Source organism: Pseudomonas sp. 30_B, assembly GCF_017491605.1.
Classification (GTDB): Bacteria; Pseudomonadota; Gammaproteobacteria; order Pseudomonadales; family Pseudomonadaceae; genus Pseudomonas.
The window spans coordinates 72,934-91,214 of sequence record NZ_JAFGYY010000012.1 but is presented as its reverse complement, the minus strand read 5'-3'; the positions used below and the strand labels follow the sequence as shown (position 1 = coordinate 91,214).

The 18,281-nt window shown below is 67.5% G+C and carries 17 protein-coding genes; 12 read left to right on the top strand and 5 right to left on the bottom strand.

Annotated features, from left to right (window positions below; translation table 11 throughout):
* The first annotated feature begins 175 nt into the window (after window positions 1-175).
* The 4 genes from J5M67_RS15240 (at window position 176) to J5M67_RS15225 (ending at window position 4,373) form a co-directional block, all read left to right on the top strand.
* The gene (locus J5M67_RS15240) at window positions 176-1,081 is read left to right on the top strand and encodes a LysR family transcriptional regulator (protein ID WP_207886178.1); all 906 of its coding nucleotides are present in this window, start codon (window positions 176-178) and stop codon (window positions 1,079-1,081) included.
* Between the two features lie 98 nt (window positions 1,082-1,179).
* Entirely contained in the window at window positions 1,180-1,659 is a 480-nt protein-coding gene (locus J5M67_RS15235) for a MarR family winged helix-turn-helix transcriptional regulator (protein ID WP_207886177.1), read from the top strand.
* Between the two features lie 166 nt (window positions 1,660-1,825).
* On the top strand, window positions 1,826-3,046 hold the full coding sequence (gene mhpT, locus J5M67_RS15230) for a 3-(3-hydroxy-phenyl)propionate transporter MhpT (protein WP_207886176.1): 1,221 nt from the start codon (window positions 1,826-1,828) through the stop codon (window positions 3,044-3,046).
* Window positions 3,047-3,119: 73 nt separating this feature from the next.
* Entirely contained in the window at window positions 3,120-4,373 is a 1,254-nt protein-coding gene (locus J5M67_RS15225) for a thiolase family protein (protein WP_207886175.1), read from the top strand.
* A 110-nt stretch (window positions 4,374-4,483) separates the two neighbouring features.
* Here the strand turns inward: J5M67_RS15225 and J5M67_RS15220 are convergent, their stop codons facing one another.
* From J5M67_RS15220 to J5M67_RS15200, 5 genes are all read right to left on the bottom strand, one after another.
* Window positions 4,484-6,340, bottom strand: coding sequence for a feruloyl-CoA synthase (locus tag J5M67_RS15220; protein ID WP_207886174.1), 1,857 nt, complete (start codon window positions 6,338-6,340; stop codon window positions 4,484-4,486).
* Window positions 6,341-6,441: 101 nt separating this feature from the next.
* Window positions 6,442-7,893, bottom strand: a complete 1,452-nt coding sequence (locus J5M67_RS15215) for an aldehyde dehydrogenase (protein ID WP_207886173.1) — start codon at window positions 7,891-7,893, stop codon at window positions 6,442-6,444.
* Between the two features lie 60 nt (window positions 7,894-7,953).
* Window positions 7,954-8,784, bottom strand: a complete 831-nt coding sequence (locus tag J5M67_RS15210; protein WP_207886172.1) for a p-hydroxycinnamoyl CoA hydratase/lyase — start codon at window positions 8,782-8,784, stop codon at window positions 7,954-7,956.
* Window positions 8,785-8,845: 61 nt separating this feature from the next.
* Window positions 8,846-9,292, bottom strand: coding sequence for a thioesterase family protein (locus tag J5M67_RS15205; protein WP_207886171.1), 447 nt, complete (start codon window positions 9,290-9,292; stop codon window positions 8,846-8,848).
* Between the two features lie 358 nt (window positions 9,293-9,650).
* The gene (locus tag J5M67_RS15200; RefSeq protein WP_207886170.1) at window positions 9,651-9,821 is read right to left on the bottom strand and encodes a hypothetical protein; all 171 of its coding nucleotides are present in this window, start codon (window positions 9,819-9,821) and stop codon (window positions 9,651-9,653) included.
* 337 nt (window positions 9,822-10,158) lie between these two features.
* On the opposite strand from J5M67_RS15200, the gene J5M67_RS15195 reads away from it, so the two are divergent.
* From J5M67_RS15195 to J5M67_RS15160, 8 genes are all read left to right on the top strand, one after another.
* The gene (locus J5M67_RS15195; protein WP_207886169.1) at window positions 10,159-10,638 is read left to right on the top strand and encodes a DUF2846 domain-containing protein; all 480 of its coding nucleotides are present in this window, start codon (window positions 10,159-10,161) and stop codon (window positions 10,636-10,638) included.
* A gap of 14 nt (window positions 10,639-10,652) precedes the next feature.
* Window positions 10,653-11,255: a hypothetical protein gene (locus J5M67_RS15190; RefSeq protein WP_207886168.1), complete on the top strand. Its 603-nt coding sequence runs from the start codon at window positions 10,653-10,655 to the stop codon at window positions 11,253-11,255.
* A 134-nt stretch (window positions 11,256-11,389) separates the two neighbouring features.
* The gene (locus J5M67_RS15185; RefSeq protein ID WP_207886167.1) at window positions 11,390-11,791 is read left to right on the top strand and encodes an MAPEG family protein; all 402 of its coding nucleotides are present in this window, start codon (window positions 11,390-11,392) and stop codon (window positions 11,789-11,791) included.
* Window positions 11,792-12,199: 408 nt separating this feature from the next.
* Complete coding sequence (gfa, locus tag J5M67_RS15180; RefSeq protein WP_207886166.1) at window positions 12,200-12,778, top strand: S-(hydroxymethyl)glutathione synthase; 579 nt, start codon at window positions 12,200-12,202, stop codon at window positions 12,776-12,778.
* Window positions 12,779-13,134: 356 nt separating this feature from the next.
* A complete protein-coding gene (locus tag J5M67_RS15175; RefSeq protein WP_152223241.1) occupies window positions 13,135-13,617 on the top strand; it encodes a formate dehydrogenase subunit gamma in 483 nt (160 codons plus the stop codon).
* On the top strand, window positions 13,611-15,170 hold the full coding sequence (locus J5M67_RS15170; RefSeq protein WP_207886165.1) for an NADH-quinone oxidoreductase subunit NuoF: 1,560 nt from the start codon (window positions 13,611-13,613) through the stop codon (window positions 15,168-15,170). The genes J5M67_RS15175 and J5M67_RS15170 overlap by 7 nt, the downstream gene beginning before the upstream one ends.
* Entirely contained in the window at window positions 15,167-18,049 is a 2,883-nt protein-coding gene (gene fdhF, locus J5M67_RS15165; protein WP_207886164.1) for a formate dehydrogenase subunit alpha, read from the top strand. Before J5M67_RS15170 ends, fdhF begins: the two co-directional genes overlap by 4 nt.
* Window positions 18,046-18,267, top strand: a complete 222-nt coding sequence (locus tag J5M67_RS15160; protein ID WP_207886163.1) for a formate dehydrogenase subunit delta — start codon at window positions 18,046-18,048, stop codon at window positions 18,265-18,267. The genes fdhF and J5M67_RS15160 overlap by 4 nt, the downstream gene beginning before the upstream one ends.
* The last annotated feature ends 14 nt before the right edge of the window (window positions 18,268-18,281 follow it).

Sequence of the window (18,281 nt, the reverse complement as noted above, 5' to 3'; positions counted from 1 at the left end):
TCTCCTTTCGTTCTGCAGATGCTGTTGGCAGCCAAAGTAAGCGCGCTCCGGAGATCGAAAAAGACGATTACCATCAGTTATTCTGACAACCAGCCAGGCCCATTCGAAAATTTCGGCGGGATCAGCCCCCGAACTCCAGCCCCGGCGAAGACCGTCATCAGGATTATTGAAAACCATGGCCTTCTCCAGCGACTCGCTCGCGATCTTCCTCGCCGTGCTCGACAGCGGCTCCTTCTCCGCCGCCGCACGCAAGCTCGGCCGCGTACCGTCCGCCGTCAGCATGGCGGTGGCGCAACTGGAGGCGGAGCTGGACCTCACGCTGTTCGACCGCAGCACGCGCAAGGCCCTGCCCACCACCGCCGCACTGGCGCTGGAGCCCCAGGCGCGGCAGGTGATCTGCCAGCTGAACCTGCTGGATGCCCAGGCGTTGCAGCTGCACAAGGGACTCGAACAACGGTTGAGCCTCGCGATAGCGCCGGAACTGCAAACCGGTCGCTGGGGCGAGCCGCTGGCGATTCTTGCCGAGGAATTCCCCGGCCTTGAGATCGAGGTCCGCTCGGCCACCCAGGCCGAAGCGGTACGCATGCTTCACGAGGGCGCCGTGCAACTGGCCCTGGTGTTCGAGCGCCCCGGCATCGACGAACGCGAATCCTTCCTCGAAGCAGGCAGCCAGCTGCTGGTGGCGGTGGCCTCGCCGCAACATCCCGTCGCCCCGCACGACGGCGTGCCGCTGCGCGAGGAACAGCTCGCGGAGCAGCGGCAGATCATAGTCGCCTCGGGCAAGCCCACCGGGTCCGACCCGCGCATGGTGCTGTCACGGCGCATCTGGCTGACCGACAGCTACCTGGCCACCCTCGAGTTCATCCAGTCCGGCCTTGGCTGGGCCTACCTGCCGCACCCCCTGGTGCAGCCCCTGCTGGCCTCGGGCGCGGTCACGGAAGTGCGCTTCGACAACATGGCCAGCCGCCTGCGGCTCTGGGTCGACGTCATCTGGATCAAATCCCGTCCACTCGGCCTGGGTGCCCGGCGCTACCTTGAGCTGATGCGCCAGGTGTTCAAGGACGAGCCACCCCGATCCTGAGGTCCATCGCATCGCTGCGCGTAGAAAATCCGCCCCATCTGGCCAGCGCCGTAGAAAAAGTGCGAAGATCGCCCAAAATCGTTAACACGAGTAACCGTATGGCCAAGAAAAGCGCTGCTCCCGATGACGAGATCCAGGAGGCCGCCAGCCCGGACCTGAGTTCGCCCCTGGACAACTACGTCGGCTACGCCCTGCGCAGGGCCCAGTTGTCGGTGTTCCAGCACCTGGTGAATGAACTGGCCAAGTTCGACCTGCGCCCGGCACAGTTCACCGCCCTGGCAATCATCGAGAGCAATCCCGGCCTGATGCAGGCTGATCTCGCCCGCGCTCTGAGCGTCGAGCCACCGCAACTGGTGCCGCTGCTGAACAAGCTGGAGACCCGTGCCCTCGCGGTGCGCGTGCGCTGCAAGCCGGACAAGCGCTCCTACGGCATCTTCCTCAGCAAGGCCGGCGAAACCCTGCTCAAGCAGCTCAAGGACGTCGCCCTGCAGAGCGACCTCGCCGCCACCGCCGGCCTCTCCGACGCCGAACGCGAACAACTGCTCGGCCTGCTGCAGAAGATCCACTCCCCCGCGTAATCCCCTCCTCGCTCGCCCTCCCATTTTCCGATCGCGCCTCGTCCACCGCCCTCCGGCGGTGGACGGCCGTGCCGTTGACGAATGCGTCCAAGCCTCCTAGCATCGCAAACTAGTTAATTTAATTAACTAGTTTGCGATCAACAACAACTACAAGAGCGCTATCGGCATGAACGACATCACTCCCGCCCCGGCGGCGCAGCGAACCGCTGCCACTCGCCTCACCATCCTGCTGTGCTTCATCGTCGCCCTGCTGGAGGGCGTCGACATCCAGTCCTCGGGCATCGCCGGGCCGGGTATCGCCGCGCATTTCGGCCTGGACAAGGTCCAGCTCGGCTGGGTGTTCAGCGCCAGCATCGTCGGCCTGCTGCCCGGCGCCTTCCTCGGCGGCCTGCTGGCAGACCGCATCGGCCGCAAGCGCGTGCTGACCGCGGCGGTGGCCCTGTTCGGCCTGTTCTCCCTGGCCACTACCCAGAGCTGGAACCTCGACAGCCTGCTGGCGGCGCGCTTCATGACCGGTCTGGGCCTGGGCGCCGCGCTGCCCAACCTGATCGCCCTGACCTCCGAGTCCGCCGGCAGCGCCCGCCGCGCCACCGCGGTCAGCCTGATGTATTGCGGGGTGCCGCTGGGCGGCGCGCTGGCCTCCCTGGCCGGCATGTCGGCCGGCGCCGAACACTGGCAACTGGTGTTCCACATCGGCGGCTGGGCGCCGCTGCTGGTGGCGCCGCTACTCTACCTGCGCCTGCCGGAATCCCGGGCCTATCAGCATCCGGCCGGCGACGGCCAGCGCATCGGCGTGTACCAGGGGCTGTTCCGCTCCGGCCAGGCGCTGCCGACCCTGCTGCTGTGGCTGAGCTGCTTCTTCACCCTGATGGTGGTGTACATGCTGCTCAACTGGCTGCCGTCGCTGCTCATGGGCCAGGGCTTCAGCCGCATCCAGGCCGGCAGCGTGCAACTGCTGTTGAACCTGGGCATGGCGCTGGGCTCGGTGCTGGCCGGCGTGCTGCTCGACCGCTGGCGGCCGACGCTGCTGGTGGCGCTGATCTACACCGGCATCCTGCTCGCCCTGGCGGGCCTGGGCTCCCTCGACGGCTTCGCCAGCATGCTGCTGGTGGGCTTCGCCGCCGGCTTCTTCGTCCTCGCCGCGCAGCTGGTGCTCTATGCCCTGGCGCCGCAGTTCTACCCGGCCGGCATCCGTGCCACCGGAGTCGGCTCGGCGGTCGCCGTGGGCCGCCTGGGCTCCATCGGCGGGCCCCTGCTCGCCGGCCAAATGCTGGCCTCCGGTGCCGGCGCCTCGGGCCTGATGACCGTTGCCGCGCCCGGCATCGTGGTAGCCGCCGCCGGGATCATCCTCCTGCTGCGGCACCGTCCGGCCAACCAGAACGACTGACCTGCCCCCTTTCCCCGGCGCGGCCTGGCGCTGCGCCACCGATCCACTCACGTAACATTCAGGAATCCAGCCAATGAACCAACCCGGACTCTTCAGCGCCTTCGACGACGCCCTGCTCGTCGAGGCCGTGCGCACCCCCTGGATCGACTACCGGGGCGCCCTCGCCCCCGTCTCGCCCACCGACCTGGGCATCTGCGCCGGTCGTGCCGTGCTCGCGCGCAGCGGCGTCGACCCGACCGGCATCGACAGCGTGCTGGCGGGCAACATGGCCCAGGCCAGCTTCGATGCCTACATGCTGCCGCGCCACATCGGCCTGTATTGCGGCGTCCCGCAGCAGGTCCCGGCCCTGGGCGTGCAGCGCATCTGCGGCACCGGCCTGGAGCTGCTGCGCCAGGGCGCCGAGCAACTCCAGCGCGGCCAGGCCCGCAGCGTGCTGTGCGTGGCAGCCGAATCCATGTCGCGCAATCCCATCGCCAGCTACAGCCACCGCAACGGTTTCGCCCTGGGCCAGCCGGTGGAGTTCAAGGACTTCCTCTGGGAAGCGCTGCTCGACCCGGCCGTGGGCCTGAGCATGATGCAGACCGCCGAGAACCTTGCCCGCCGCTATGGGCTGCGTCGTGAAGAAGTGGACGCCTATGCCCTGCGCAGCTTCGAGCGTGCCCTGCGGGCCCAGGCCGAGGGCTGGTTCGCCGGGGAAATCCAGGAAGTGCTCGAACAGACCTTCGAGCAACCCGGCCTCGACCCGCGCCGACTGAAGCTCGCCAGCCGCCAGGCGCGCGCCGCCCAGGACAGCCATATCCGCGAAACCTCCGCCGAAGCCCTGGCGCGCCTGAACGCGCTCTACCCCGACGGCGTGCAGACCGCCGGCAACAGCTGCGCCGTGGTCGATGGCGCAGCCGCCGCGTTGCTGATGTCCAGCGCTGAAGCCAAGGGCCGACCGGTGCTGGCCCAGGTGCGAGCGGCATCCGCAGTCGGCGTCGATCCGGCGTACATGGGCATCGGCCCGGCCCCGGCGATCCGCCGTCTGCTCGATGGCTGCGGGCTGCGCCTGGATCAGATCGGCCACTTCGAGATCAACGAAGCCCAGGCCGCCCAGGTGCTGGCCGTGCAACGCGAGCTGGAACTGGACGACGAGCGCCTGAACAGCCATGGCGGTGCCATCGCCCTGGGTCACCCGCTGGCCGCCACCGGCCTGCGCCTGGCCCATACCGTGGCCCGGCAGATGGCCGCCAGCGGCCGCCGCTACGGCATCGCCTCCGCCTGCATCGGCGGCGGCCAGGGCATGGCCGTGCTGCTGGAAAACCCGCAGCCCACCGCTTTCAACTGAGACCCCATCAAGCGGCGCCACCCGGCGCCGCTTTTCTTCCCGCCGAACTTCACGCACAAAAAAACGGGCCGCCTTGCTCTCACAAGGCGGCCCGTTTCGCTCGCTCAGGTTCAGGGCGCGGGAATCAACCGCGCATCGTCACCCCGGTACAGACCCTCGATCAGTTCGGCACGCGAGGCCAGGATGGCACGCTGATTCAGCGAACCCTTGTCGGTGATCTCGCCGCGATCGATGGACGGCGCCTCATCGAGCAGCGCGGCCCAGCCGAAGAAGTTCGCATTGCCGGTCGCCTGCTGGTTGAGTTGCCCCAGCCACTCGCCGAACCAGGCACGCACCGGCGCGCTGCCCAGCACCTGGGCTTCGCTGGCGTCCTTGCCCAGGCCGGCCAGCGCACGGCACTCGGCCATGCGCGGGAACACCAGCAACCCCAGGCTCGGACGGTTGGGCGCCAGTACCACCACATCCTGCACGTAGCGCGCCCCGGCGAGCACCGCGCGGGTACGCAGCGGGCCGACGTTGACGAACACGCCGGAGGACAGCTTGAAGTCCTCGGCCAGACGGCCATCGAACATCAGGCCCAGCTGCGGATTGGCCTCGTCGGCCAGGCGCAGGGCGTCGCCGGAGCAGTAGAAGCCCTCCTCGTCGAAGACCTCGGCGTTCTGCTCGGGGTTGCGCCAGTAGCCGCGCATCAGGTTCGGACCGCGATAGCGTGCTTCCAGCTTGCCTTCCCACGGCACCAGCTTGACCTCGCAACCCGGCGCCGGCAGCCCCACGTAGCCGGCCTCGGACAGCGGGCCGGTGGTGAAGGTGCAGGACGGCGCCGCCTCGGTCATGCCCAGGCCCGCCATCATGCGGATGCGTTCGCCGCAATGGGCTTCGGCCAGGCGATCCAGGCGATCCCAGATGTCCTGGGACAACCCGGCGGCGGCGAAGAAGAACAGGCGGATGCGCGAGAAGAAGCTCTCCCGCAACTGCGCGTCATTCTCCAGCGCGCCGGCCAGTTCCTCCCAGCCGCGCGGCACGGTGAGGTAGGCGGTGGGCGAGATGTCCTTGAGGTTGCGCAGCGTTTCGGCAAAGCCCTGGGGCGTCGGGCGGCCGCCGTCGATGTAGAAGCTGCCGCCGTTGTAGAGCACGATGCCGAGGTTGTGGCTGCCGCCGAAGGTGTGGTTCCACGGCAGCCAGTCCACCAGCACCGGCGGCTCCTTGGCGAACTCGGGGAAGGTCTGCAGCAGCATCTGCTGGTTGGAGCAGAGCATGCGCTGGGTGGTGGGCACCGCCTTGGGCAGCTTGGTCGAGCCGGAGGTGAAGAGGAACTTGGCGATGGTGTCGCCGTCGGTGGCGGCGAAGACGGCGTCCGCCTCGCTGCAGTCCTCTGCCAGCAACAGCTCGGCGAAGGCGCGGCACTGACGTCCGGCTACTTCGCCACGGGTGAACAGCAGCGGCACCTGGGCATCGATCACGGTTTCGATGGCACGGCGGAACGGCGTGGCATCGGCGGCGAAGATCAGCCCCGGTTGCAGCAGCGAGACGATATGGCGCAGCTTCGCCAGGTCCTGGGAGACCAGCGAATAGGCCGGCGACACCGGGCAATAGGGAATGCCGGCGTACAGCGCGCCGAAGGCCAGTTGCAGGTGCTCCAGGTCGTTGCCCGAGAGAATCAGCAGCGGGCGTTCCGGGCCGAGCCCGTAGGCCAGCAGGCTCTGGGCGATACGCCGGGTGCTGTCGAGCATCTGCACATAGCTGATGCGGCGCCAGTCGCCGGATTCGTCACGGGCGGCGACGAAGGTCTGCTGCGGCCGTTCGGCCGCCCACAGTTGCAGGCGCTCCAGCAGGCGTTCGGGCGCTTGCTCCAGGGCTTCGCGGGCCCGCATGTAGAGGGTGCCGTCGGCTTCGCGGCGCACGTCCACTTCGGGATGGCCGATGGCGACCGGCCGGTAGCGCGGCCGGGTATTGGAGTCGAGGTTCATGGAGTGTGCTCCATCGAGACACGCCGCCGGGCCCTTCGGCGCGGCGGCGTAAATCTTGTTCTTGTTCTGCACGGCGTCCTGCCGGGCGCTCGGATCGGTACTTAGATGGGATAGTGACGCGGCGTGGTCTGCAGGGTGACCCAGCGCAGCTGGGTGAAGTGATCGAGCGCGGCGCGGCTGCCGAAGCTACCGTAACCGCTGGCCTTGACGCCACCGAAAGGAATCTGCGCTTCGTCGTGCACGGTGGGCCCGTTGATGTGGCAGATGCCCGACTCGACGCGCCGCGCCAGGTTCAGCGCACGGGCCTGGTCGCGACTGAAGATCGCCGCCGACAAGCCGTATTCGCTGTCGTTGGCCACCCGCAGGGCTTCCTCGTCACCGTCCACGCGGATTACCGAAAGCACCGGGCCGAAGGATTCCTCGGCATACAGGCGCATCTCCGGCGTCACGCCGTCGAGCAACGCCGGCTGCATCACCGCGCCCTCGCATTCGCCGCCGCAGAGCAGGCGTGCGCCCTTCGCCACCGCGTCGTCGATCAGCGCGCGAATGCGCCGGGCGGAGGCTTCGTCCACCAGGCTGCCGAGTACCGAGTCCGGCGCGGCGGGATGGCCGGCGCGCAGGGTGGCGGTCTTCTTCGCCAGGCGTTCGACGAAGGCATCGGCCACCCGCGCATCGACGATCACCCGCTCGGTGGACATGCAGATCTGTCCCTGGTTGAAGTAGCCGCCGAAGGCAGCGGCCTCGACGGCGTCGTCCAGGTCGGCGTCGTCCAGCACCAGCAGCGGCGCCTTGCCACCCAGCTCCAGCAGCGCGGGCTTCAGGTGACGGGCGCTGAGCTCGCCGATGATGCGGCCGACGCGGGTCGAGCCGGTGAAGTTGACGCGCTTGACCGCCGGGTTGGCGATCAGCCGCTCGACCAGCGCGGCGGCGTCTTCCGGGGCGTTGCTCAGCACGTTGACCACGCCATCGCCCAGGCCCGCGTCGTGCAGCACCTGGCCGATCAGCCGGTGTACCGCCGGGCAGTGCTCGGAAGCCTTGAGCACCACGGTATTGCCACACGCCAGGGCCATGGCCAGGGCGCGGGTGGCGAGGATCACCGGGGCGTTCCAGGGCGCGATACCGAGCACCACGCCGACTGCCTGGCGCATGGCCATGGACAACGAGCCCGGTACATCGGAAGGGATCACCTCGCCCAGCACCTGGGTGGTCATGCCAGCGGCCTCACGCAGGATGCCGGCGGCCAGGTGGACGTTGAAGCCGTACCAGTTGGCCATGGCCCCGGTTTCACGGGCGCCGGCGGCGATGAACTCGGCGCTGCGCGCCTCCATCAGCCGCGCCGCTTCCAGCAGGCGCAGGCGGCGCTCGCCGGGGCCCAGCGCCGACCAGGCAGGAAATGCCGCGGCGGCGGCAGCCACGGCGGCATCGGCATCTTCGAGGGTGGCGGCGGCCGCGACACTGGCCGGCGTACCCGTCAGCGGGTCGAGCCGGGTGAAGGTGCGCCCATTGCTGGCAGGCAAGGCCCGTCCGCCGATCAACAGCGAGACTTCGTTCATGCAGCGATTCCTCTTGTCATTGTTCTGGCCGCGGGGCCTGCGCCCCGCGGCGGCTGCCCGTCAGCGGCGGTAGGCCTGGAGGCCCGGCTTGATGCTCTTGTCGTCGAGGAACTGCTTGAGTCCCTGTTCGCGGCCGTGCTCCGGGTCGCGCAGCTGGGCCTGGTCGAGCTTGGCGTAGAGGTAGTCCTCGTTCTGCTCCCAGGTCAGTTCGCGACAGCGTTTGAAGCCGTTCTTCGCCGCGCGCAGCACCACCGGGTTCTTGTCCAGCAGGTCGGCGGCCAGTTCCAGCACGGCCTCGCGCAGTTGCGCCAGCGGCACGCTGCGGTTGACCAGGCCCATCTCGGCGGCCTTGCGGCCATCGAAGGTCTTGCCGGTCATGATGTAGTAGAGCGACTCGCGGTGGCCCACAGTGTCGGCCATGGCCTTGCTCACCAGGTTGCCCGGCGGGATGCCCCAGTTGATTTCGGACAGGCCGAATACCGCCTCGTCCGCGGCGATGGCCAGGTCGCACGCCACCAGCGGGCTGAAGCCGCCGCCGAAGCACCAGCCGTTGACCATGGCGATGGTCGGCTTGGAGTACAGGCGCAGCAACTTCCACTGCCATTCGGAGGCGTCGCGGCGGATGCGCTCCTGGAGGATTTCCGGGCCGGCGTCCACTTCGCGGAAGTATTCCTTCAGGTCCATGCCCGCGGTCCAGGCGGAGCCGGCACCGGTCAGCACCAGCACGCGCGCGTCGGCATCCTGCTCGACGGTTTCCAGCACGTCGCGCATTTCGCGGTTGAGCGTCGGGCTCATGGCGTTGCGCTTCTCGGGGCGGTTCAGGGTGACCCAGGCGATGCCGCCTTCCACGTCGACGGTTACGGTCTGCCAGCGGCCTTCGTACTTGTTCATGTCTCACCTTTGCTCTTGTTTTGCTCGATGAGGGAAAAGCTATCCTGCCAAATTAGTTATGTCAATTAACTATATTTGCGAAATCCACAGTCTGGAGCTGGTGCCCGACGAGCAGCGCACGCACCTCGGCCGGAATCTCGCGGGAGGCCAGCCGCTCGCCGTCGGAGCCGGTCCAGACGCGGATGTCGTGCCCCTCCACGGCCAGCGCACCGTCGGCATGGAAGGCCCGGTGGCAGAGGGTGAAACTGCTGCGGCGCAGCTCGGCCACGTGGGTTTCGATGCGCAGGATGTCGCCGAAACTGCTGGGCTTCAGGAAGCGCGCACGGGTATCGACCATCGGCCAGCCAACGATGCCGTAGCGCTCCGTGGCCTTCCTCAGGGGCAGGTCGATGCTGGCGAACAGGGCGTCGGTGGCACGGTTGAAGTAAGCGAAATAGTTGGGATAGAAGACGATCCCAGCCGGGTCGCAATCGCCCCAGCTGATTTCGATCTCGATGCGATTGGGCATCATCGGCCTCGCTACATGGGTTATTAGTTAATTAAAATAACCATATGGCCGAACCAAGGTGCCGTCAACGACGGTTTCTGGCGTGAAGAAGCCGTGCCAGTTGTAAAGCTCAATGGGTGCGAGCCAGAACGCCGGCGTCACGCTGCGCGCGGCCGGGCGAGAGAGAAAAGGGAATCTGGGCGATGAGCGAACATCGCCTGCGGCGGGGGCTGCCCGATACACGACGTGGCGTCAGCAGCCGGCAAATGACTTGCCGTGCCCGGCCAGCGTCGATACCCGCTCAGTCAGGCGCGGCCGCACCCTGCCCTGCATGCACGCCCGCGCCATCGGCGACGAGCCAGGCGGCTGAAACAGGAGATCAGGGCAACAGGCGGCTGATGGAGGGCACCGGTACGTAGCAGCTGGGGTAGCTGGCGTTGCAGTACACAGCACTGGCCACGGCAGCTGGCTTGGGCTGGACCAGTAGCAGGACATAGGCTGCGGAAAGCGCACAGAGAACCACAGCCAGGCAGATTTTTTTTGTTTTCATTGCCTTCACCGCCCTTGAGGGAGAACAGGGGTGGTTCGAGACTATGAAAAAGATGCGGCGCATCACCTCGTCCAAACGGACTAGGCCGCGCAGTCGCCATGCTCGCGCCGTCCGCCGGCCGCGACCGACGAGGTGGCAATCGCTCTATTTCGAGCCTTCGCGCCAGTCTGACAGTCCGCCAAAGCGCAGCCGAGGCGACAGGCGGCCACCGCTTGGCGCCATCCCTGATCAACCACACACCGCCAGCGGAAGGCGCAGGATTCGTACAACCGCGCATTGAACGGCGCGCGGGGGCTCTGTTACGCTGCGCCGATCCAGGCCGCCACGAAGGACCGTCATGCGCCGGCTCCCCATTTTCCTCGCGTTCCTTCTCCTGCTCACGGGCTGCAGCGGCCCCGGTTATTTCGAACCCATTCCCCCCAGCAGTCCGCACCAGGCAACCCTCTACCTGTATCGCCCCAAGGCCGACAATCCTGGCCGGCAACCCCTGCGCTTCTCCTATCCGGACATCCTGATCGACGAGCAGAGCGTCGGTACGCTGGAGTTCAACTCCTATCGCCGCGTCGAGCTTGCGCCCGGCAATCACAGCCTCCGCGTGACCGGGCTGACGCGCAAGGCGAGCTGGGAACCGCGCGACATCAAGCAGACCTTTTCCATCGCGCCGGGCGAGATCAAGTACCTCAAGCTCGACGTGCGCTTCAACCTGAATGAAATGATGCTCGGCCAGCCCGGCCCCAGCTATCTGATCCGCGTGACGCCTATGCGTCCGGACAACGCGATCTACGAGATCCGCGAAACCGAACCTCAAACACCATGAAGCAAGGACCCGCCGTGAGTGCATCCCGTTTTGTTTTCCTGCCGCTGGCCGCGGCCCTGTTGGTCGGTTGCCAGAGCCAGGCCGACCAGCCGCTGAACACCCAGTACGACCGTTCCGAGTCGGTCGACAAGGGCGTGCCGGGCGGCGCGATCACCGAGACCGAAGAGCTGCAGGCCACCGTCTCGGCCATTGACCCGGCCAAGCGCACCTTCACCCTCAAGGACGACCAGGGCAACAGCCGCACCATCCAGGCACCGCCGGAAATGCGCAACTTCAACCAGCTCAAGGTCGGCGACCGGGTCAAGGCGGTTGTCGTCATGGAGCGCGTCGTCTACCTGCGCAAACCCGGCGAACCCGCCGTGGACGGTGCCGCCGGCATGGTCGCCACCGCTCGCCTGGGCGAGAAGCCGGCCATGGTCTCGGCCGACACCATCGAGATCACCGCCCTGGTCAAGTCCCTCGATACCACCCAGCGCACCGCCACCCTGCAGCTCGCCGACGGCGGCCTGCACACCGTCAAGGTTCGCCCGGACGTGGAAATGAAGCGCGAATACATCGGCCGCCAGGTCGTGCTGCGCATCACCTCCGCCGTCGCTGTCAGCGTCGAGCCGCAATAAGCCACGGCGCCGGCGGCCGGGAAAGGCCGCTGGCGCCGCTGTAGCGCAGCCATCTCTCTGCGCCCTCATTCAGAACCTTCGCGCAGGACTCCAACCTGCCGATGCAACACACCGCACAATGAGGGCAATCCAGCGTGCACCCACTCATCGCCCCCATGTCAGCGCACATAGCACTGACAGCCTTCCTCTACGTACTCCTGACTGTCGCGCGGGCGCCGAAAGTCTGGGGGATCGGTAAACGCCGGGATGGCAGCAACCCCTGGGCGGCGGTAGAGCCGCGCATCAGCGCCAATCTCTCCAACCAGTTCGAATGGCCGGTAATCTTCTACGCCGCCTGCCTGCTGCTGATACAGAACCAGCTCGCTGGCACTGCCGCCATCTGGCTTGCCTGGATCTTCGTACTCGGACGCGTGGTCCACAGCGGCGTGCAGATACTCACCACCAATGTGCGGTTGCGCGGGCTGGTCTTCACCGTCAACTTCCTCGCCACGCTTGGCATGTGGGTAGTGCTGGTGCTGTCGCTCCAGGCTAAGTAGCGCCGGCAGCGAAGCCCGTGCAGCGCCGCGGGACTGAGCGCGGCCCGGCACCCTGAATCCCCTCCTCTGAAAACTCGCCTATCGTGATTGAGAGCAGTCGATCGCTGTCGGCGACACCGACGCCGGTACGACCACTGCCTCCGTCCCTTCCCATGCCCCGGCCGTAGCCGGAAGGAACGGCCGTCGACGGCGCCCCCCAGTTTCCCGGCAGGGTGGAAGATGCGATGAAGAACAGGATCGATCTCGCCTCTGCTCCACCCTGGACCTCGAAGGCATCGACAAGGCCCTCCAGCTGATGCACAACGACCCATCCAGTCGCGCCGTCATCCATGTCGACGGACAGGGCATCCCGACGCGGCATGGCGCTGCGTCCTCCCTGTCGGACCGAACACGAGGAGGATTAATTCCATGAGCGCGATTCATATTCACCCTTCCGTGGACAGCGGCATCCGCCCGGAGAAACCCGGCTTCAGCGGCGGCACGCTGCAGTGCCGGTGCGCGACCGACAAGGTGGAAGTCACAGTCGGCGCCCAGACGCTGCACAACCATGCCTGCGGCTGCACCAAATGCTGGAAGCCCGTCGGGGCGACCTTTGCGGTGATCGCCGTGGTTCCGCGCGACAAGGTCAGCGTGACGGCCCACCCCGAAAAACTGCAGATCGTCGACGAAAGCGCTGTCATCCAGCGACATGCCTGCCGTGAATGCGGCGTACACCTGTTCGGCCGCATCGAGAACAAGGGCCATGCGTTCTACGGCCTCGACTTCGTGCACACCGAACTCTCCCCGCAGGAGGGCTGGTCGGCGCCGGGCTTCGCCGCCTTCGTCTCCTCGGTGATCGAAAGCGGCACCCCGCCCTCACAGATGGACGCCATCCGCCAACGCCTGCGTGAGCTTCACCTGGAGCCCTACGACTGCCTGTCACCACCGCTGATGGATGCCTTGGCCAGCCACGCCGCCAAGCAAAAGGGCACCTACCGCGACGCCTGACCGGCCTCGCCCGCCGCCGAAGCCTGGAGCGCGAGGCGCATCGCACCGGCTCCGGCGGCGGGCAGGATGCTTCCAAATTCGCTCCTGACGGGCGGTCAGCACGCCGCTTGCGCCTGCCTGCACGGCCCTCTGTCGGTTTCAGGATGCGACGTGTCGTTCAGGTGCAATCCGCCGGCAGCCGGGATGGCAAGCTTCCATACTGTTAAGGACCAGGTGCGCCCAGATGCCTGGCCGGATAACAAGAATGGCGCTCCGAAGAGCCACGCTCCCGTGACGTGGCCGGCACGCCGCAGCCGAAGAGTTCCGAACCGCTGCCGGGGGACGGCAGGCGCGTTCGCGATGTCGAGGTTCGCTGAATGTCTGATGACTCGCTCCACCTGCCCCTGATTCACGACGTGCTGGAACGCCAGAAGGCGACTCCCGGCGCCTTGTTGCCGATCCTCCACACCATTCAGGATGGCATCGGGTACATCCCCGATGTCGCCGTTCCAGAAATCGCCCACGCGCTCAACCTCAGCGTTGCCGAGGTACGCGGGGTAATCAGCTTCTACCACGACTTCCGCACCTCCGCGCCCGCCCGCCATACCCTGCGCCTGTGCCGGGCCGAGTCGTGCCAGAGCATGGGCGCCGAGGGCCTGGCCGCCCAGCTGCGCGAACAGCTTGCGCTGGACGACCACGGCACCAGCGCCGACGGCCAGATAGCCCTGCGCCCGGTGTACTGCCTGGGCGCTTGCGCCTGCTCGCCGGCCCTGGAGCTGGACGGCCGCGTACATGCGCGCCTCACCCCCGAACGCCTGCGCGAGCTGGTGAACGGCTGCCTGGAGGACGGCGCATGCTGAAGCTCTTCGTTTCCTGCGATTCGGTCGCCCGCTCGGTGGGCGCCGATGAGGTCGCCGCCGCGCTGGCCGCCGAGGCCGAACGCCGCCAGGTGCCGCTGGACGTGCAGCGCACCAGCTCGCGTGGCCTGTATTGGCTGGAGCCGCTGGTCGAGCTGGAAAGCGCCGATGGCCGCCTGGGCTTCGGCCCGCTGACGGCGGACCAGGTTCCTGCCCTGCTCGATGCCCTGACCAGCGACCCCATCCGCCATCCGCTGGCCCTCGGCCCGGTGGAAGAGATTCCCTACCTGAAGACCCAGCAGCGCCTGCTGTTCGCCCGCGCCGGTATCACCCAGCCGCTGTCGCTGGACGACTACCGCGCCCACGGCGGTTTCGAGGGCCTGAGCCGCGCCATCGGCATGGACGGCGCCGAGGTGGTTGCTGCAGTACTCGACTCCGGCCTGCGCGGCCGTGGCGGCGCGGCCTTCCCCGCCGGCATCAAGTGGCGCACCGTGCGTGACGCCAAGGCGACGCAGAAATACGTGGTGTGCAACGCCGACGAAGGCGACTCCGGCACCTTCGCCGACCGCATGCTGATGGAAGGCGACCCCTTCCTGCTGATCGAAGGCATGGCCATCGCCGGCCTCGCCGTCGGCGCGACCATGGGCTACATCTATGTGCGCTCCGAGTACCCGGATTCCATCACCGCCCTCAACCAGGCCATCCAGATCGCCCGCGACGCCGGCTTCCTGGGTGAAGACGTGTGCGGCAGCGGCCGCACCTTCGAGCTGGAAGTGCGGATGGGCGCCGGCGCCTACATCTGCGGCGAGGAGACGGCCCTGCTGGACTCCCTGGAAGGCAAGCGCGGCGTGGTCCGCGCCAAGCCGCCGCTGCCGGCGCTGCAAGGCCTGTTCGGCCAGCCGACGCTGGTGCACAACGTGCTCACCCTGGCCTCCGTGCCGGTGATCCTGGCCAAGGGCGCGCAGTTCTACCGCGACTTCGGCATGGGCCGCTCGCTTGGCACCATGCCCTTCCAGCTGGCCGGCAACATTCGCCACGGCGGACTGGTCGAGCGTGCCTTCGGCCTGACCCTGCGCGAGCTGGTGGAAGGCTACGGCGGCGGCACCGCCACTGGCCGACCGCTGAAGGCCGCGCAAGTAGGCGGCCCGCTGGGCGCCTGGGTACCGCCGTCGCAGTTCGATACCCCGCTGGATTACGAAGCCTTCGCCGCCATGGGCGCGATGCTCGGCCACGGCGGCGTGGTAGTGGCCGACGACAGCCTCGACATGGCCCGCATGGCGCGCTTCGCCTTGCAGTTCTGCGCCGAGGAATCCTGCGGCAAGTGCACGCCCTGCCGCATCGGCTCCACCCGTGGCGTGGAAGTGGTCGACCGCCTGCTGGCGGCGACCGACGCCCAGGCGCGGGACGAGCAGGTGATCCTGCTCAAGGACCTCTGCGACACCCTGACCTACGGCTCGCTCTGCGCACTGGGCGGCATGACCGCCTTCCCGGTGACCAGCGCGCTCAAGCACTTCCCCGCCGACTTCGGTCTGGAAACCTCGGAGGCCGACCAATGATCACCATCTTCGACCCCGCCAACTCTGGCGAAATCGACCTCGGCACTCCCGCCCGCGAGAGCGACGTTCAGGTCAGCCTGAACATCGACGGTCGCGAGATCAGCGTGCCCGCTGGCACCTCGGTGATGCGCGCCGCGGCGCTGCTGGGCACCACCATTCCCAAGCTCTGCGCCACCGACAGCCTGGAAGCCTTCGGCTCCTGCCGCATGTGCCTGGTGGAAATCGATGGCATGCGCGGCTACCCGGCCTCCTGCACCACGCCGGTGACCGAAGGCATGGTGGTGCGCACGCAGACGCCGAAGCTGGCGAGCCTGCGCCGCAACGTCATGGAGCTGTACATCTCCGACCACCCGCTGGACTGCCTGACCTGCTCGGCCAACGGCAACTGCGAACTGCAGACGGTGGCCGGCCAGGTGGGCCTGCGCGAAGTGCGTTACGGCTATGAAGGCGCCAACCACCTGAGCGATGCGAAGGACGTCTCCAACCCCTACTTCGACTACGACCCGAGCAAGTGCATCGTCTGCAACCGCTGCGTGCGCGCCTGCGAGGAAACCCAGGGCACCTTCGCCCTGACCATTGAGGGGCGCGGCTTCGAGTCCCGCGTGGCGGCCGCTGGCGGCGATAACTTCCTCGACTCCGAGTGCGTCTCCTGCGGCGCCTGCGTGCAGGCCTGCCCCACCGCCACGCTGATGGAAAAGAGCGTGGTCGAGATCGGCCAGCCGGAACGCAGTGTCATCACCACCTGCGCTTATTGCGGCGTGGGCTGCTCCTTCCGCGCCGAGATGAAGGGCAACCAGCTGGTGCGCATGGTCCCGGACAAGAACGGCCAGGCCAACCACGGCCACTCCTGCGTCAAGGGCCGCTTCGCCTGGGGCTACGCGACCCACCCGGACCGCATCACCAAGCCGATGATCCGCAAGCACATCAGCGACCCATGGCAGGAAGTCAGCTGGGACGAGGCGGTCACCTACGCCGCCAGCGAGTTCCGCCGCATCCAGGCGAAATACGGCCGCGACTCCATCGGCGGCATCACCTCCAGCCGCTGCACCAACGAAGAGTCCTACCTGGTGCAGAAACTGGTGCGCGCGGCATTCGGCAACAACAACGTCGACACCTGCGCCCGCGTCTGCCACTCCCCAACCGGCTATGGCCTCAAGCAGACCCTCGGCGAATCCGCCGGCACCCAGAGCTTCGACTCGGTGATGCAGGCCGACGTCGTCCTGGTGATCGGCGCCAACCCCACCGACGCCCACCCGGTGTTCGGCTCGCAGCTCAAGCGCCGCCTGCGCGAAGGCGCGCAACTGATCGTCATCGACCCGCGCCGCATCGACCTGGTGGATTCGCCCCACGCCCGCGCCGAGCTGCACCTGCAACTGCGCCCCGGCACCAACGTGGCCATGCTCAACGCGCTGGCCCACGTCATCGTCACCGAAGGCCTGGTCAAGCAGGACTTCGTCGATGCGCGCTGCGAGGCCGCCGACTTCGCCCGCTGGCGCGATTTCGTCAGCCTGCCGGAACATGCCCCCGAGGTGCTCGGCCCGGTCTGCGGCGTGCCCGCTGAAGAAATCCGCGCCGCCGCCCGCCTCTATGCCACCGGCGGCAACGCGGCCATCTACTATGGCCTGGGCGTCACCGAACACAGCCAGGGCAGCACCGCGGTGATGGGTATCGCCAACCTCGCCATGGCCACCGGCAACGTCGGCCGCGAAGGCGTGGGCGTGAACCCGCTGCGCGGGCAGAACAACGTCCAGGGCTCCTGCGACATGGGCTCCTTCCCCCACGAGCTGCCGGGCTACCGCCACGTTTCCAACGAGGCCGTGCGCGCGCAGTTCGAACAGGCCTGGGGCGTGACCCTGCAGCCCGATCCGGGCCTGCGCATCCCCAACATGTTCGAAGCGGCACTGGGCGGCAGCTTCAAGGCGCTCTACTGCCAGGGCGAGGATATCGCCCAGAGCGACCCCAACACCCAGCACGTCACCGCCGCCCTGTCAGCCATGGAGTGCGTGGTGGTGCAGGACATCTTCCTCAACGAGACGGCCAAGTTCGCCCACGTGTTCCTGCCGGGCTGCTCCTTCCTTGAGAAAGACGGCACCTTCACCAACGCCGAACGCCGCATCTCCCGCGTGCGCAAGGTGATGGAGCCGCTGGGCGGCAAGGCCGACTGGGAAGGCACCGTGGCCCTGGCCAATGCCCTGGGCTACCCGATGAACTACACCCACCCGTCGCAGATCATGGACGAGATCGCCCGCCTGACGCCGACCTTCACCCGCGTCAGCTACGAGGAACTCGACCGCCACGGCAGCCTGCAATGGCCGTGCAACGACGCGGCGCCGGATGGCACCCCGACCATGCACATCGACGAGTTCGTGCGTGGCAAGGGGCGCTTCATGCTCACCGGCTACGTGCCCACCGACGAGAAGGTCAACGCCCGCTATCCGCTGCTGCTGACCACCGGGCGCATCCTCAGCCAGTACAACGTCGGCGCCCAGACCCGGCGCACCGACAACGTCGCCTGGCATGAGCAGGACCGCCTGGAGATCCACCCCAGCGACGCCGAAAGCCGTGGCATCCAGGACGGCGACTGGGTCGGCGTGGGCAGCCGCGCCGGGCAAACGGTACTGCGCGCCAAGGTCAGCGAGCGGGTGGCGCCGGGGGTGGTCTACACGACCTTCCACTTCCCGGAATCGGGCGCCAACGTGATCACCACCGACAACTCCGACTGGGCCACCAACTGCCCGGAATACAAGGTCACGGCGGTGGAAGTCACGCGCGTCTACGAGCCATCCGAATGGCAGAAGCGCTTCCAGTCGTTCAGTGACGAACAACGGCGCCTGCTGAAGGAACGTCGCCAGACCGAGAAAGCCGAGGCCCGCCGATGAGCATCGAGAACCTGATCAAGATGGCCAACCAGATCGGCCAGTACTTCGCCAGCGAGCCGGACCGCGAGCAAGCCGTGCGCGGTGTGCGCCAGCACCTGAAGAGCTTCTGGACGCCCGCGATGCTCCGCGACCTGAAGGCCTGGCTGGAGCAACATCCGGACGGCGACCTGCACCTGCTGGTACAGGCCGCGCTGCTGGAAGAGACCGCGAAGGCCTAGCCCCACCTGCGCCG